The sequence below is a fragment of the Devosia sp. Root685 genome, from assembly GCF_001427875.1.
Classification (GTDB): Bacteria; Pseudomonadota; Alphaproteobacteria; order Rhizobiales; family Devosiaceae; genus Devosia.
Genome location: NZ_LMHK01000001.1, coordinates 1,776,814 through 1,791,472, shown reverse-complemented (window position 1 = coordinate 1,791,472; position 14,659 = coordinate 1,776,814). Strand labels below are relative to the sequence as shown.

Genomic DNA, 14,659 nt, shown 5'->3' with positions numbered 1-14,659 from the left:
GCGCCTCACATTGATCAATTTCATCAAGATTGACGTCAATCTTGATAAGGCCAATCTAGCGGTAAAGACGAAGGAGACGCAATATGTCTGGACTGGATGATGTCATTGCCGCCGAAACCACGCTGTCCGAGGTGGATGGCGCCAATGGGCGGCTGGTGATCTGCGGCTATAGGCTCGACGAACTGGCCGGGGTCAAATCCTACGAGGAGGTGTTGGCGCTTTTGGCGGGCGAGGTGCTGCCGCGGGGTACGGCGCTCAAAACCCGGCTGGGCATGGCGCGGCTGCGCGCCTTTGCCGAGGTCGCCTGGCTTGACGAGGCCATTTTGGCGCTCTCGATCACCGAAGGGTTACGGGCGCTGATGGCGCGGCTGCCCGATGGCGAGGATGCGGATACCGCGCTGGTGTTGATCGCTGCTCCCGCAGTGTTCGTGCCGGCTTTGGTACGGCGCAAGGCTGGGCTGGCGGCGGTTGCCCCGGATCCGGCGCTGAGCCATGCGGCTGATATGCTGGCCATGCTTGGGGGAAAAGCACCCAGCAAGGCGGAGGTGGCAGCGCTCGATACCTATCTCGTGACCGTGAGCGACCATGGACTTAACGCATCGACCTTTGCGGCGCGGGTCGTGGCTTCGACGCGGGCGGGCTATACGTCGGCCGTATTGGCAGCATTGGGCGCGCTCAAGGGGCCTCTGCATGGTGGGGCGCCGGGGCCGGTGCTCGACATGCTCGATGGGGTGGGTGTGCCCGAGCGGGCACACGCGTGGCTGGCCGGTGAATTGGCGCGCGGCGAGCGGCTGATGGGCTTTGGGCACCGCATTTATCGCGTGCGCGACCCGCGGGCGGATGCGCTGAAAGGGGCGCTGACGCGGCTGGGTGATGCAGGCGGTATGGATGCAGGACGGGTGAAACTGGCCGAGGCGGTAGAGCGCGAAGCGCTGGTGCTGTTGCGCGCAAAGAAGCCGGATCGGGCGCTTGATACCAATGTCGAGTTTTTCACCGCGCTCCTGCTCGAAGCGCTGGGCTTTCCGCGCGATGCCTTTACCGGGGTTTTTGCTGCGGGCCGCGTGGGCGGCTGGTTGGCCCACGCCCATGAGCAGGTGGCGAACGGACGGCTGATCCGTCCGCAATCGCGCTATGTCGGGCCCAAGGCGGCCTAGAGGCCAGCGAGCCATTCGCTGATAGCAGGAGCGTCTTTGTCGCCGAGGGCATGGCCTTCGGCGAGGACGCGCGCGGTCACATCGGCGCTGCGGCTCTTGAGGGTGTCGGCCAGCTTTTCGCCTGCTGTGCGGAAAGCGTCGGTTTCGCCGAGGATCACCAGAATTCTGGTGCCACTCAGATCTGCCTCCGGCACCTCGTCGAGCACCATGACGGGGCGCAGGAGCACAGCGCGGTTGACGATGCCGGGGTGGAGCAATAGCGCGGCGCCGAGGAGATTGGCGCCGTTGGAATAGCCGAGGGTGACGAGCTTTTCTGGGTCCGGGTGGTAGGCCGAGCGGACCTCGTCGAAGAAGGCGTTGAGCGCGCCGGATTCGAAGCGGATGTCTTTCTGGTCGAAGATCGATGGACCAAAGCTGCGGAACCAGCGCTGGGTACCGCTTTCGGTGCTGCGGCCGCGCAAGCCGAGGAGGGTCGCGTTTGGCGCGGCGCGATGCGCCAGCGGCATCAAGTCGGTTTCGTTGCCGCCGGTGCCGTGAAGGAGGGCGATGGTTGTGCCATCGGGATTTTCCGGCGTGAAGAAGCGGTGATGGTAGATGAGGTCGCGGTAGACGACGCGCTCTTCGTTGGGAAGGTCGAACTGGGGGAGCATGACTTTCACAGCTTCGGGGTCGGGCGTGTCGGGCGGCATGAACAGCGTGTTGCCGAGCTTTTCCAGCGTCTCGTCGAGCGTGAAACCGGGTCCGTCGCTGGCCATCTCGATGAGAACATTGCCGGGCTCGCGGACATAAAGCGAGGTGAAGTAATGCCGGTCGTGGATATTGGTGATGCTCGAATTGAGTTTTCGCAATTCGGTTTCGACGGTTTTGACCTCGGCTTCATCGCTGGCGCGGAGGGCAACGTGATCGGCGGTGCCGGTGCCGGGTGCGCCGGGCCAGAAGCCGGCGGCATCGCGAATGTCAAGGACATCGCCGATATCGGAGACAAGGCGGTGAATTGGGCCTTCGACGGGGCCGGGACGGAAGCCGAAATAGCGGGTGAGGAAGGCGGTGGTTTCTTCCTGCACCTCGGAAAGGAGGGTGACGCCACGAATGCGGCGGATCGCGTGCTCGGGCGGGATGCTGCTTTCGGGCATGGCGAGGGCGGGCAGGTTCGCGCTGACGAGTTTGATGACCACGCCATCGGGATCGCGGAGGCGGAGGACGGTTTCGCCGAATTCCTGCGCCGTGCCTTCGTTCCTGACCTGATGTGTGAGTGCGCGTTCGAGCCAATAGCCGATAGATTCAGGCGCGATGGCGAGCGCCAATTCGCTGACCTGGCCGGCTCCGGCCTGGCCCGTTGAGCCGCCCTGCCAGACGAGGAAGGTGATGAGCGAGCCGGGGGAGGCGGCGTAGTCGCCGTAAAAGAGGTGGAGTTGCCGCGCGTCTTCGTAGCCGCCGGTGCGCTTGACCAGGCGCAGGCCGAGAAAGCCGACGTAGAAATCGACATTGGCTTGCACGTCGCCGGTGATGAGGGTGACGTGGTGGATGCCGGAGGTCATGTCGTTGTCCTGTTCGGAGGGCAAACAGACCCCCACCTAACCTCCCCCTGGTAGGGGGAGGGATCTATCGAGTGTGTGGTGAGATGAGAGGGCCACAGAAAGACCTCTCCCCCTGACAGGGGGAGGTTGGGTGGGGGTCTCATCGGCTCCGTCCGAATAACCGCTCGATGTCGCCCTTTTTCAGCTCGACATAGGTGGGCCGGCCGTGAATGCACTGGCCGGAATGCGGCGTTGCTTCCATGTCGCGGAGGAGGGCGTTCATTTCGTCGACGCGGAGGCGGCGGCCGGAGCGGACGGAGCCGTGGCAGGCCATGCGGCCGATGATGGCTTCCATGCGGTCGGTCAATGCCGCAGCGCTTTCCCATTCGGCAAGGCCATCGGCGAGGTCGCGAATAAGGCCTTCGACATCGCTATTGCCGAGGATTGCCGGGGTTTCGCTGACGGCAATGGCGCGTGGGCCGAAGCGGTCGAGATAAAGGCCGAATTTTTCGAGTTCGGGCGCTGCATCTTCGAGGAGGGTGCAGTCTTCCTCGGGCAGCTCGATGACGATGGGAATGAGCTGGGCTTGGCTGGCGACGGGGCCGGAGGCGAGTTGGGCCTTGAAGCGCTCATAGACGAGGCGTTCGTGGGCCGCGTGTTGATCGACCAAGAGCAGGCCCTTGTCGCTCTGGGCGATGATGTAATTGTCGAACAACTGGGCGCGGGCGGTGCCGAGGGGGTAGTCGACGGCTTCAGATGCTTCGGGAAGGGTTTCGACGCGGGCGCTCGGCTCGGTGAAGCCGCTGAGGCGGCCGGGGGAGCGGTCGAAATTGAGCGGGGCCGTGCTTGGCGCATAGCCATAGCTCATGGGGCGCGGCGGGGCCAAGGTTGGCGTTTGACCAGTTGGCTCGGGGGGCTGGGCCATTTCCGGGGCGGTGAAGGCATTGATGATGTCTTCGGCGACGCTATTGGAGGCCTTGAAGCCGGCGGCGGCAAGGGCGGTGCCGATGGCGCGGATGACGGCGCCGCGAATGGCGCCCTGGTCCTGGAAGCGCAGTTCGGCTTTGGCGGGGTGGACGTTGACGTCGACCTCGGCGGGGTCAATGGCGACATAGAGGGCGACGACCGGGAAGCGGTCGCGGAAGATATAGTCGGCATAGGCGGCGCGAATGGCGCCGACCAGCACCTTGTCGCGCACCGAGCGGCCGTTGACGAAATAGAACTGCGACAGGGAATTGGCGCGGGTATAGGTCGGCAGGCCCGCAAGGCCGGCGACGACCACACCATGGCGGGCCATGGCGAGCGGCACCGCATTGTCGATGAAATCGGCGCCCATGACCTGGCCGAGCCGGGCCGCGAGAGCGCCTTCGCCTGATATGGCGGGCCAGTTCGACATCATCCGGTCTGACCCTTCAAGGATGAAGTGGATTTCCGGATTGGCCATGGCGAGGCGCTTGACCACATCGGTAATGGCGGCTGTTTCCGAACGGGCGCTTTTGAGAAATTTGCGCCGGGCGGGCACCTGGGAGAAGAGATCGCGCACTTCGATCACTGTGCCGCGGTTCATCGCCTGCGGCATGGGGCCGGTGCGCCGGCCATTATCGACGACGACGGCAAGGCCGGTTTCGGCATCGGCGGGGCGCGAGGCGACGGAGAGGCGCGAGACCGAGCCGATGGAGGCCAGCGCCTCGCCGCGGAAACCCAGGGTGCGGATATCGTCGAGATCGTCTTCGCTGAGTTTCGAGGTGGCGTGGCGCTCGACCGAGAGGATCAGGTCTTCCCGGTCCATGCCGTGGCCGTCATCGGTGATGCGGATGAGATCGACGCCCCCGCCTGATGTGGCGATGGTGATGCGGCGCGCGCCGGCATCGATGGAGTTTTCGACCAGTTCCTTGACGACGCTGGCGGGGCGCTCGACCACTTCGCCGGCAGCGATGCGGTTGATCAGGTCTTCGGGTAGCTGGCGAATGGGCAAGAGCGATTCTCCTTGGGACCAATATAGGGGAGGGGGAGGGCGAACGGGAGCCCGCCTTCACCTCTCCCCAGGGGAGAGGTGAAGAAAGTGCATGTCCTTGCTCCGCCCACTGCTGAGCGCTAAATCTCCGCCATGACCAACCTTCTCGCCCCCATGGATCTTGCCCTGCGCCTCGCCGAAGAAGCGGCGGCGCTTGGGGAGGCGCCGGTGGGGGCGGTGGTGATGGAGAGCGGCCGCGTGCTTGCCGCTACGCGCAATCAGATGCAGGCTTTGGGCGATCCCACGGCACACGCCGAAATGCTGGCGATCCGCGAGGCGCTGAAGGTCCGCGGCACGGGGCGGCTCGATGGCTGCGATCTCTATGTGACGCTCGAGCCCTGCGCCATGTGTGCGGGAGCCATTGCGCATGCGCGGTTGCGGCGGGTGTATTTTGCGGCCGAAGACACCAAGGCGGGCGCGGTGGAAAATGGGATCAGGCTCTTCGAGCAGCCGACCTGTCACCATAAGCCCGAAGTCATCGGCGGCGTTTCGGCATCGCGGGCCGAGGCCATGCTGGTGGATTTTTTCAGGAAACTGCGCGGCTAACGGCGGCGCGGATTGCTCTGAATCGGCTCGACCTTGTTCTGGATATAGTCTTCGATCTTGCGGGTCAGAATATGTTTGAACCGGTCCTTTTCCGTTTCCACATGGGTGATCATTTCGCGCACCCGCCAGAACTCCATGGCGCCGAAATTGGCGACATGGGGCCGGACATAAATGTCGGGCGGATAGGCGGCCATCGAATGGGCGATCAGCGAATGCATCATGATCTGGGCTGAACCAAACCAGATATCGAGGGGCCGGTGGTCGGTCTTGTTGATGCCGACCGATGGGTCGCCGTTGACGTCGATGCCGATGAGGAAATCGGTGCCGATATCGGCCTGGTCGAGAGGGAGCGGATTGACCACTGCGCCATCGACCAGAATGTGGTTGTTATGCACGATCGGCTTGAAAACGCTCGGCATGGCGATGGAGCCGGCAATGGCTGGGCGCAGGGGCCCCGAATTGAACACGACCTGGTGCCAGGACTGGAAATCGGTCGCGACGACGTAGAGCGGGATTTTGAGGTCGCTGAAACTGTTGGGAAAATTCGGTGGGGTGAAGGCATCGACGATATGGGTGGCGTCGAGCTGCATGGAAATGCCGTTGCGCAAAAGCCCGCCGAGGCCCTTGATCTGGGTCGACCAGAGTTTGCTGGCAATGGTGCGCAGCGTTCCGAGGACTTCGAAGGAATGTTCGCGCAGTTCCTTGCCGGTCATGCCGGCGGCCCAGCCGGAGCCGATCAGCGCGCCGATTGAGGTGCCGGAAATGACCGAAGGCTTGATGCCAAGCTCGTCCATCGCCTCGATATAGGGGATATGGGTGAGGCCACGGGCAGACCCGCCGCCGAGGGCAACGCCGATCTTGGGGCCAGACGCAATGTTCATTCCGCTTCGCTCCCTTCCCTTGGAGCGCAGCCGGTCTATCAGCACCTGACCTCGCATCTGCAGCGGGGTCAGCTTGCGTTCCGGCGGCGTCTCTTCGAAGACGGTCCGCCGGAAGTGTAGGCCTGCAAGATTGAGGAAAGGTTCAGGTCCGCTCGCGGGCGATTTCACGCCAGCCGATATCTCTTCGGGAGAAGCCCTCTGGCCAATCCACTGCGTCAACGCCTCGATAAGCACGGTCCTGTGCCTCTTTCACCGAATTACCGAGCGCCGTGACATTGAGCACGCGCCCACCATTGGCGAGTAAACGGCCCCCGTCGCGCGAGGTTCCGGCGTGGAACACGGTCAGATCATCCGTATCGAGGCCGTCGGCGCCGCTGATCTCGCTGCCTTTGCCATAGTCGCCCGGATAGCCCTTGGTCGCCATGATAACCGTCAACGCATAGGCATCTTTCCAGGTCACATCGTGGCCCTTAAGCATGCCGGTGGCGGTGGCGTGGAGAAGGGGCAGGATGTCGCTTTCCATGCGCATCATCATCACCTGCGTTTCGGGATCGCCGAAGCGCGCATTGTATTCGACGAGTTTTGGGCCCTGATCGGTGAGCATGAGGCCAGCATAGAGAACGCCCTGATAGGGGGTGCCGCGCTGGGCAAGGCCGCGGGCGGTGGGCTCGACGATGTGCTTCATCGTGAAGTCATATTGCTCTTCGGTCATTACCGGAGCGGGCGAATAGGCACCCATGCCGCCGGTATTGGGGCCGGTATCGCCATCGAAGGCGCGCTTGTGGTCTTGCGCCGTGGTGAGGGGGAGAAGCGTTTCGCCGTCGCAGAGGACGAAGAGGCTGACTTCCTCGCCTTCCATGAATTCTTCGATGACGACAGCGGCACCGGAAGCGCCAAAGGCGCCGGAGAAGCAGTCGATGATGGCTTCTTCGGCTTCCTCGACGCTCATGGCGACGGTGACGCCCTTGCCGGCAGCAAGGCCATCGGCCTTGATCACGATGGGCGCGCCATGGGTGTAGATGTGAGCGAGAGCCGAGGCTTCATCTTCGAAGCGGGCATAGCCGGCGGTGGGGATGTCGAATTCGTCGCAGAGGGCCTTGGTAAAGCTTTTGGAGCCTTCCAACTGGCCGGCTTCCTTTGAGGGGCAGAAGCAGGCGAAGCCGGCGGCGCGAATATCATCGCCGAGGCCGGCAACCACCTGCGCATCGGGGCCGACAACGACGAAGTCGATGTTTTGGGCTTTGGCGGCGGCGATGACGGCTGCGTGGTCAGTGATGTCGATGCGGAGGTTTTCGGCGATGGCTTCAGTGCCGCCATTGCCGGGGGCGACGAAGAGTTTTGTAAGAAGGGGCGACTGGGCGATTTTCCAGGCGAGGGCATGCTCGCGCCCACCCGAACCGATGACCAGAACCCGCATATCGTGCCTCCATGCCGTGTTGCGGGCGTGATGCACGAGAGTGGAGGGAAGGGCAAGGCTCTTCCCCTCGCCCCTTGCGGGAGAGGGACAGATTTTTCTGCGTTCAGCAGAAAATCAGGGTGAGGGGTATCTTTCATCCGCAGAGGACGTGGTGTTTGCCAACGAATACCCCTCATCCGCCCCTTCGGGGCACCTTCTCCCGCAAGGGGAGAAGGAAGATAGTAGGCCTCTACCCCTACATCTCTGCTTCTTTGAAGATCGGGGTCACATCGCCGTTCCATTCATTGCGGAATTTGTCGAGCCAGCGGCCTGCCTGGGATTTGCCGGTGCGGACCGTTTCTTCGAGGCAGGCGAGGTGGATGGTCTCGTCTTGACCCCGAGCATTGAGGCGGTTGCGGCGGACGAGGCCGGCTTCGGCAATGCCGACGGCCTGAGCGGCGGCGTCGAAAATGCTGGAGCGGTCGAAGGGGGTGGTGAGGCCGAGGCGCGGGACTTCGCGACGGAGATAATCGCGATCTTCCTGGGTCCAGTTGCGCGTCAACTCCCAGGCGGCTTCGAGCGAAACCTCGTCATAGAGAAGGCCGGTCCAGAAGGCGGAGAGGCCGGTGACATGAGCTTCGTCGCCCATATCGGCGCCGCGCATTTCGAGGAACTGTTTCAGGCGCACTTCCGGGAACAGGGTGGAAAGGTGATCTTCCCAATCCTTTACCGTGGGCTTTTCGCCGGGAAGCTGCGGCAGTTCGCCCTTGAGGAACGCGCGGAAGCTTTCGCCGGCGACGTTCACGTATTGGCCATTGCGGATGACAAAATACATCGGCACGTCGAGCGCGTGGTCGGCATATTGCTCGAAGCCAAAGCCTTCCTCGAAGGCGAAGGGAAGCATGCCGGTGCGCGCATTGTCGGTATTGAGCCAGATATGGCTGCGGAAGCTGAGATAGCCGGTGTCGCGGCCATCGGCGAAGGGCGAATTGGCAAAGAGCGCGGTGGCGACGGGCTGCAGCGCCAGCGAGACGCGCAGCTTCTTGACCATGTCGGCTTCGCTGGAGAAGTCGAGATTGGTCTGGACGGTGCACGAGCGGTACATCATCGAGGTACCGAGCGTGCCGACCTTTTCCATATAGGGCGTCATGATGCCATAACGCGACTTGGGCATGACCTCGATTTCATTGACCGCCCAGAGCGGAGTGACGCCGAGGCCGAGGAAATGAATATCGAGCGGGGCGGCGACTTTCTTGGCGACGCGCATATGCTCGGCCATTTCATCGGCCGTGCCATGGAGCGTTTCCATGGGCGCGCCTGAAAGTTCGAACTGGCCGCCGGGTTCGAGCGAAATGCCGCCCGCGACTTCGTTATTGCGCAGGCCGATGGGGTTTTCGCCATCGTAGAAGGGATGCCAGCCGGTCTCCTTCTCGATGCCATCGAGCAGCGCACGGATGCCGTTTTCGCCCTCATAGGCGACGGGGCGAAGGGGATTGGTGTGGAAGACGTGCTTTTCGTGCTCGGTGCCGATTCGCCATTCGGAAGCGGGTTTGCTGCCGCGTTCCATTGCTTCGATCAGGTCTGCGCGCGATTCAATCAGAGGCGAAGCAGTGTCGGCGCCGGCCATGTGATCCTCGTCTAAACTATGAGGGGTAAATTGGGCCGGCACCATAACGAGCGCAAGCCGGAATGCAATCGGCTTTTATCGCCAATCACCGATGATAGCTTGAATGACGGCCATTGCGGCGACGGCGGCAGTGTCGGCACGGAGGATGCGCGGGCCGAGACTAATGGGAACGACGAAGGGGAGCCCGCGCAGTTTTTCGCGCTCGGCATCGGAAAAACCACCCTCGGGACCGATGAGAAGCCCGATCTTTTGGCCCTTGAGGGCAGCAAGCGCCTCGACGGGCGAGGACGAGGCTTCTCCTTCATCGGCGAAGATCAGCTTGCGGTTTTCGTGGCTCGTGGGCCAGTCGGAGAGGAGACGTTCGAGGGTGATTTCATCTGCAATGGTGGGGACCGAGAGCACTTCGCATTGCTCGGCGGCCTCAACGGCATTGGCGTGGAGGCGCTCGGTCTTGAGGCGGTGGACCTGGGTATATTGGGTCATCACCGGCTGGATCGTGCCGGCGCCCATTTCGACCGCTTTCTGGATCACATAGTCGAGACGCTCGGTCTTGAGCGGGGCAAAGCCATACCAGAGTTCGGATTTTTCCGTCTGGGCGGCGACTTCCTCAGCGATCGCCAGCGTGACGGACTTTTTCGAATCACTGGTCAACCGGCAGAGCCAGGCGCCGTCGCGGCCATTAAAGAGCACGACTTCGTCGCCGACGTTCTTGCGCAGCACGGCGGCGAGATAGAGCGACTGGTCCTTGTTAAGGCTCAGTGCGTCACCCCCGGCGAGGTCGGCGTCAACGAAAAGGCGGGGCAGGCTGGCGTGGCTACGAGGCATTTTTCTTGGGACGCGGCAGCGTGCCGCGCCTTCCTCTTTGGGTGGGCTTGGATCAGGTCTACTTTGTCTTGAGCGATTGGAGTAGACCTCAGGTGAATCGAACCGCGAGGTCGTGGCACCATGTCCGATATTCATTCCGCCCCCGTTGCTGACGCCCAAAGGGACAATTGGGTGGATCGCCATGCGCCCGATTGGCTAAAACCCTATGCGCGGCTGGCGCGCTGGGACCGGCCGATCGGCTTCTGGCTGCTGTTCTGGCCCTGCGCCTGGGGGCTGGCGCTGGCTGCGGTGGAGATCCCCGAGCGTGGCTTTGGCTGGACGTCGGTCATTCTCATGTTCGTCGGTGCGGTGTTGATGCGCGGGGCGGGCTGCACTTTCAACGATATCGTTGATCGCGACATCGACATGAAGGTAGCGCGCACAAGGCTGCGGCCGATCCCCTCGGGTCAGGTGACCTCGCAGCAGGCGCTGGCTTTTCTAATCGCTCAGGCGCTGCTTGGTGCGATCATTTTGTTCCAGTTCAATCGCTTCACCGTCTGGGCGGGCGTCGCTTCGCTGGTGCTGGTGGCGATCTATCCGTTTATGAAGCGGATCACCTGGTGGCCGCAATTTTTCCTTGGCCTGGCTTTTTCCTATGGCGCGCTGATTGGGTGGACCAGCGAAACCGGCGGTCTCTCCTGGCCACCGATCCTGCTCTATCTCGGCACCATTCTGTGGGTGATTGGCTACGACACGATCTATGCGCTGCAGGATGTGGAGGATGACGCGCTGGTCGGCGTCAAATCGACGGCGCGGCTCTTTGGCGCCAATGTGAAGCCGGCGGTTTCGGCGCTTTACGTGGGGTCGGTGACTTTCTGGCTGGCGGCGGTGCTGTCCTCGGGGGGCGGGTTGATCGCGGTAGTGCTGATGCTGGTGCCGGCGGCGCTGCTCGCCTGGCAGGTCTATACGCTTGATGCGGAGGTGGTGGAAAACCCGCTCATGCGCTTCAAGAACAACCACTATGTGGGGATCGCCCTGACGCTGGCGCTGCTGGCGGATTGGGCCTGGTAGTCGCCTTGGCTTGAAGCGGTGCGTGTGGCTCCACCCCCTCCCATCCTCCCCCATCAAGGGGGAGGTGAAGGGACTGTGGCCTGGGTGAGATCGTGCCAAACACTCGGTCTTACACCTCCCCCTTGATGGGGGAGGATGGGAGGGGGTGATTGGCAAGCACCGGCTCGATGGTGGGAAAACAGTGACCCAAAACGCCAAAGGGACCAGCCGCACCACCAGCTGGTCCCATCGACGTTGCCCTTGGAGGGGGATTCTTAGTTGTGTTCGACTTCGCCGGGCTTCCGTCGATTGAGGAAGCGGGGGCGGCGGGCGGCGTCGGCGGCGAGTTTGCGGCGCGGGGCGGTTTCACCGACCATGACGCCATCGACCTGCTGGCTATAGGGGAGATAGGAGCCGTCGCCGGCCTTGATGAAGAGCGGCAGGCGGAGCTTCTTGCCCCAGTTCTGCCATTCGGCGACGACGTTGTGATTGCCCTCTTCTTCGAAGACCTTGTAGGTCAGCTCGCCATCGGGATGGACGAGTTCGATGGCGCTGGTAAGAACGCCTTCTTCTGAAATGCGGGTGGCCACGGCCACGCCGATGAATTCGGTAACCGGCACCTTGATCTTGATGGCAACGCCGCTCTGTTCGAGCTGCTTGCGCACTGTCACGGTCTTTACCGGATCGCGGGGCCCATTGTCGTTTGCCGCAATGAAGCGGCGTTCCGCCAGGGCGGGCTTACCGAAAGCAAGGACGACTGACGATCCTTCCATCGCAACGCCATGAACCATTTTGTAGCCTTCCTGTAACTTCGAGAGCTGTTTTTTGCGCTCCGTTTGTGAGGGCAATCTACCGCGTCCCCTTACCCAGCCCCTTAATGTGTTCGGTTAAGTTTATCTTGTCTTCAGCGGGTGGTTAGCAGGGTGTTGCACACTGCAACGAGCAGTTTACCCAATCGCGTGTGAGGTTGTTTACCCTGCCATATTTGGGGGTTTCGCCATCCGAGAATGGGCCATCGCCGCTCGGGTCTTGTCCAAAAGTCGTACGGGGCATAAAAGCCGCCCATGCCAGCCTTTGCACCGCCCTATGAGGATGATCTCGAACTGCTTCGCGCCACTGCCGTGGCAGCGGGCATCATTGCCTCGGGCTATTTTCGCCGCGACATAAAGAGCTGGACCAAGGGCAATGCGTCCCCGGTCAGCGAAGCGGATATCGTTGTCGACCGCTATCTGGCCGCGAGTCTCCTCAGCGCCCGCCCGGCCTATGGCTGGCTGAGCGAGGAAACCGCTGATAATCCGAGCCGCCTCGATTGCGATCGCGTGTTTATCGTCGATCCCATCGACGGCACACGCGCCTTTCTTCGGGGCGAGGATTGCTGGACGGTGTGCCTGGCGGTGGTCGAAAACGGCGTGCCGGTGGCCGGCGTCGTCTATGCGCCGGCGCGCAATGAAATGTACGAGGCTTCGCTGGGCGGTGGGGCGCGGCTCAATGGGGAGGCGCTGGTGCGCCATCGCCGGGCCGGAGCGCCGCCGCTGATCCCCGCGCCGGGCGCGGTGCATCAGGAATTGCAGGTCGGCGGGCTCAATTATACGCGCGGGCCGATGTATCCCTCGCTCGCCTATAGGCTCTTGCAGGTGGCGACGGGGAAACTCGACGCGGCCGTGGCGCGGCGCGGCAGCCAGGATTGGGATATTGCGGCGGCGGCCGTGATCCTTAAGGAAGCCGGGCATGACCTCGCCGATGTCTGCAGCGGGTTCCCACAATTTAACAAACGAGATGTGCGCCACGGGGCGCTTGCGGCGCTTTCCGACATGAGCCTAAAACCTCTCGTCCATGCGGCACTGATCAAGGTCTATGGCTGCCCAGCCGATACCCTGGCAGAGGCCGAGATTTCCTCCTCCTCCCAACTCAGTGGACCCCTAAGCGATGGCTGACAGCAAAGCGACTGACAAGCAACTTCTTCACCTGGTGATCGGCGGCGAGCTTTCGAGCATCGAGCACGTCACCTTCGCCGATCTCGACAAGGTCGATATCGTCGGCCTCTATCCCAATTATGCCTCGGCGCTCGTCGCCTGGCGGCAGAAGGCGCAGATGACCGTCGATAGCGCACAGACGCGCTATTTCATCGTGCATCTGCATCGCCTGCTCGATCCGGAAGCGACTGGGGCCTGATTTTAGTAGCCCTCACCCCGAGGTGCCGCGAAGCGGCCTCGAAGGGCGGGGGCGCGCCTGGATATGCTAGTGCCACGCCCTCTTGGTTCGAGGCTTTGCTCCGCAAAGCACCTCACCATGAGGGCTACTGCGTTATCTCGGCCACGATCGCCTCCATGGCGCCGGGGCCGCCAATCCTCTGACGGCCGATTTCCGCAAGGCGCATGCGCTCGGACATATCAGTAAGAAGGCCGCGCAGGGCCGCTGATATGTCGGCGACTTTTGCTTCCGTTACCGTGCGGGCTTCTCCGAAAAGGTTCTGCTCGTCGGTGAAGCGGGAACGCCGGTCGCGCGGATTGATGAAGGTGATGGCTGGCCGGCCAAGGCCGAGCGACTGGATGGTCGCGGTGCCGGCCTGACTGAGAACCACGTCCGAGGCTTCGACGAGATTGCCCATGGCGACGCCGCGGGCCATGTGGACGGTGAGATTGCCGTCGCTCAATTCCCCCAGATCATCGGATTCGGTGCTGAGGAGCGATGTACGCCTGAGGCTCGCCGCCTTGCCCAATTCCTCGACATTGACGCTGCCGGCGACCGCGAGGAACACATCAGGCCGCTCTTCTTCGGGGATCAGGCGCAGGGCCCCGATCTGCAGGGCAAAACTTTCGGCTGTCAGCGCCCGGCTGCCGGGCAGTAAAGTGACGGCCAATGGCGCGCGGCGGCGGGCCATGGCGTCATAGTCACCATGGGGGATCGCATCCATCATGATATTGCCCACGCAGCGCGCATCGACGCCGGCAGCGCGCAACTTTTCGCTGAGGCTGTCGCTGCGGCAGAAGACCGTTCGGCAGGTCTGTTTTATGGCCCAGACCTCGGCCGCGGAATAAAGCCGGGCGGCGCCGGTCTTGTAGACGTCGAGATAGATGAGGTCCCGTAGGCCCGTCGGGAGAGCGGCGAGAATGCCGACCATGTCGCCGATGACGATGATCTTGTCATAGTGCCCACGCACCGAGCGGAGGAATTTCAGCGCCGGGGGAACGGTGAGCAGGCCGCCGCTGACGACATCGCGGCGCAGCGATCCCTTTACATTGCGCCAGCCTTCGGAGGCGAGCGTGGCGCGGGGGCCGACAATGCGGCAGGCGCCCTCATAGGACTTGCCGCTGCCGATCATGGGGTAGGCTTCGACGTGGGCCTGACCGGTCAGGCGCCGCACCAGAGCGGCGGCGATAGCATCTTCTCCATGACCATTGGAAATGACGAGGTAGCGCTGACGCGTCGCTGCCTCCATCACGCTCAGTTGCCTCGACCGTAGCGGAGAAAGGCCTCGTGAGCGGTCGTTGCATCGACATAGGGCTCTTGTCGGTCGACGCTCCAATAGAAGAGTTCATCGAGGGGAATGGGCTTGCCTGATATGGCGCAGCGCACGAACGTCCCCTGTTTGAGAACCACGTAGTCCCCGTCCAGGTAGCGTACCGTCGCTTCGGAGGGTGAAAACCCCTTGTCGAAGATATTCATCGTC

The 14,659-nt window shown here is 62.7% G+C and carries 14 protein-coding genes; 5 read left to right on the top strand and 9 right to left on the bottom strand.

Annotation, left to right across the window (positions count from 1 at the left end; translation table 11 throughout):
• Positions 1 to 83: 83 nt before the first annotated feature.
• Positions 84 to 1,154: a citrate synthase/methylcitrate synthase gene (locus ASD83_RS08570; RefSeq protein WP_056309676.1), complete on the top strand. Its 1,071-nt coding sequence runs from the start codon at positions 84 to 86 to the stop codon at positions 1,152 to 1,154.
• On the opposite strand, the gene ASD83_RS08565 is transcribed toward ASD83_RS08570, so the two are convergent.
• On the bottom strand, positions 1,151 to 2,692 hold the full coding sequence (locus ASD83_RS08565) for a VOC family protein (protein ID WP_056309675.1): 1,542 nt from the start codon (positions 2,690 to 2,692) through the stop codon (positions 1,151 to 1,153). The genes ASD83_RS08570 and ASD83_RS08565 overlap by 4 nt on opposite strands.
• A 139-nt stretch (positions 2,693 to 2,831) precedes the next feature.
• The gene (gene mutL / locus ASD83_RS08560) at positions 2,832 to 4,646 is read right to left on the bottom strand and encodes a DNA mismatch repair endonuclease MutL (RefSeq protein WP_056309673.1); all 1,815 of its coding nucleotides are present in this window, start codon (positions 4,644 to 4,646) and stop codon (positions 2,832 to 2,834) included.
• 132 nt (positions 4,647 to 4,778) lie between these two features.
• On the opposite strand from mutL, the gene ASD83_RS08555 reads away from it, so the two are divergent.
• Entirely contained in the window at positions 4,779 to 5,231 is a 453-nt protein-coding gene (locus ASD83_RS08555; RefSeq protein WP_056309671.1) for a nucleoside deaminase, read from the top strand.
• On the opposite strand, the gene ASD83_RS08550 is transcribed toward ASD83_RS08555, so the two are convergent.
• The 4 genes from ASD83_RS08550 to ASD83_RS08535 form a co-directional block, all read right to left on the bottom strand.
• Positions 5,228 to 6,112 (bottom strand): patatin-like phospholipase family protein, encoded by an 885-nt coding sequence (locus ASD83_RS08550; protein WP_056309670.1) that lies wholly within the window; start codon positions 6,110 to 6,112, stop codon positions 5,228 to 5,230. The genes ASD83_RS08555 and ASD83_RS08550 overlap by 4 nt on opposite strands.
• A gap of 142 nt (positions 6,113 to 6,254) precedes the next feature.
• Positions 6,255 to 7,529: a phosphoribosylamine--glycine ligase gene (gene purD / locus ASD83_RS08545; protein WP_056309667.1), complete on the bottom strand. Its 1,275-nt coding sequence runs from the start codon at positions 7,527 to 7,529 to the stop codon at positions 6,255 to 6,257.
• Between the two features lie 235 nt (positions 7,530 to 7,764).
• Complete coding sequence (locus tag ASD83_RS08540) at positions 7,765 to 9,135, bottom strand: glutamate--cysteine ligase (protein WP_056309666.1); 1,371 nt, start codon at positions 9,133 to 9,135, stop codon at positions 7,765 to 7,767.
• A 75-nt stretch (positions 9,136 to 9,210) separates the two neighbouring features.
• Positions 9,211 to 9,960 (bottom strand): 16S rRNA (uracil(1498)-N(3))-methyltransferase, encoded by a 750-nt coding sequence (locus ASD83_RS08535; RefSeq protein ID WP_056309664.1) that lies wholly within the window; start codon positions 9,958 to 9,960, stop codon positions 9,211 to 9,213.
• 120 nt (positions 9,961 to 10,080) lie between these two features.
• On the opposite strand from ASD83_RS08535, the gene ubiA reads away from it, so the two are divergent.
• The gene (gene ubiA / locus ASD83_RS08530) at positions 10,081 to 11,010 is read left to right on the top strand and encodes a 4-hydroxybenzoate octaprenyltransferase (protein WP_056309662.1); all 930 of its coding nucleotides are present in this window, start codon (positions 10,081 to 10,083) and stop codon (positions 11,008 to 11,010) included.
• 254 nt (positions 11,011 to 11,264) lie between these two features.
• Here the strand turns inward: ubiA and ASD83_RS08525 are convergent, their stop codons facing one another.
• The gene (locus ASD83_RS08525) at positions 11,265 to 11,780 is read right to left on the bottom strand and encodes a DUF6101 family protein (RefSeq protein ID WP_156385835.1); all 516 of its coding nucleotides are present in this window, start codon (positions 11,778 to 11,780) and stop codon (positions 11,265 to 11,267) included.
• 273 nt (positions 11,781 to 12,053) lie between these two features.
• Here ASD83_RS08525 and ASD83_RS08520 point away from each other — a divergent pair, with 273 nt between their 5' ends.
• On the top strand, positions 12,054 to 12,923 hold the full coding sequence (locus tag ASD83_RS08520; protein WP_082561029.1) for a 3'(2'),5'-bisphosphate nucleotidase CysQ: 870 nt from the start codon (positions 12,054 to 12,056) through the stop codon (positions 12,921 to 12,923).
• A complete protein-coding gene (locus ASD83_RS08515; protein WP_056309659.1) occupies positions 12,916 to 13,161 on the top strand; it encodes a DUF4170 domain-containing protein in 246 nt (81 codons plus the stop codon). Before ASD83_RS08520 ends, ASD83_RS08515 begins: the two co-directional genes overlap by 8 nt.
• A gap of 124 nt (positions 13,162 to 13,285) precedes the next feature.
• Here ASD83_RS08515 and ASD83_RS08510 read toward each other — a convergent pair whose 3' ends face one another.
• A complete protein-coding gene (locus ASD83_RS08510) occupies positions 13,286 to 14,431 on the bottom strand; it encodes a hypothetical protein (protein ID WP_156385833.1) in 1,146 nt (381 codons plus the stop codon).
• Between the two features lie 2 nt (positions 14,432 to 14,433).
• Positions 14,434 to 14,655: a DUF2093 domain-containing protein gene (locus tag ASD83_RS08505; protein WP_056309656.1), complete on the bottom strand. Its 222-nt coding sequence runs from the start codon at positions 14,653 to 14,655 to the stop codon at positions 14,434 to 14,436.
• Positions 14,656 to 14,659: the final 4 nt, after the last annotated feature.

What these genes read in the sequence shown, in the direction of transcription:
- ASD83_RS08570 (WP_056309676.1), top strand. Translation starts at nt 84, where the DNA reads ATGTCTGGACTGGATGATGTCATTGCCGCCGAAACCACGCTGTCCGAG.
- ASD83_RS08565 (WP_056309675.1), bottom strand. Translation starts at nt 2,692, where the DNA reads ATGACCTCCGGCATCCACCACGTCACCCTCATCACCGGCGACGTGCAA.
- ASD83_RS08555 (WP_056309671.1), top strand. Translation starts at nt 4,779, where the DNA reads ATGACCAACCTTCTCGCCCCCATGGATCTTGCCCTGCGCCTCGCCGAA.
- ASD83_RS08550 (WP_056309670.1), bottom strand. Translation starts at nt 6,112, where the DNA reads ATGAACATTGCGTCTGGCCCCAAGATCGGCGTTGCCCTCGGCGGCGGG.
- purD (WP_056309667.1), bottom strand. Translation starts at nt 7,529, where the DNA reads ATGCGGGTTCTGGTCATCGGTTCGGGTGGGCGCGAGCATGCCCTCGCC.
- ASD83_RS08540 (WP_056309666.1), bottom strand. Translation starts at nt 9,135, where the DNA reads ATGGCCGGCGCCGACACTGCTTCGCCTCTGATTGAATCGCGCGCAGAC.
- ASD83_RS08535 (WP_056309664.1), bottom strand. Translation starts at nt 9,960, where the DNA reads ATGCCTCGTAGCCACGCCAGCCTGCCCCGCCTTTTCGTTGACGCCGAC.
- ubiA (WP_056309662.1), top strand. Translation starts at nt 10,081, where the DNA reads ATGTCCGATATTCATTCCGCCCCCGTTGCTGACGCCCAAAGGGACAAT.
- ASD83_RS08525 (WP_156385835.1), bottom strand. Translation starts at nt 11,780, where the DNA reads ATGGTTCATGGCGTTGCGATGGAAGGATCGTCAGTCGTCCTTGCTTTC.
- ASD83_RS08520 (WP_082561029.1), top strand. Translation starts at nt 12,054, where the DNA reads ATGCCAGCCTTTGCACCGCCCTATGAGGATGATCTCGAACTGCTTCGC.
- ASD83_RS08515 (WP_056309659.1), top strand. Translation starts at nt 12,916, where the DNA reads ATGGCTGACAGCAAAGCGACTGACAAGCAACTTCTTCACCTGGTGATC.
- ASD83_RS08505 (WP_056309656.1), bottom strand. Translation starts at nt 14,655, where the DNA reads ATGAATATCTTCGACAAGGGGTTTTCACCCTCCGAAGCGACGGTACGC.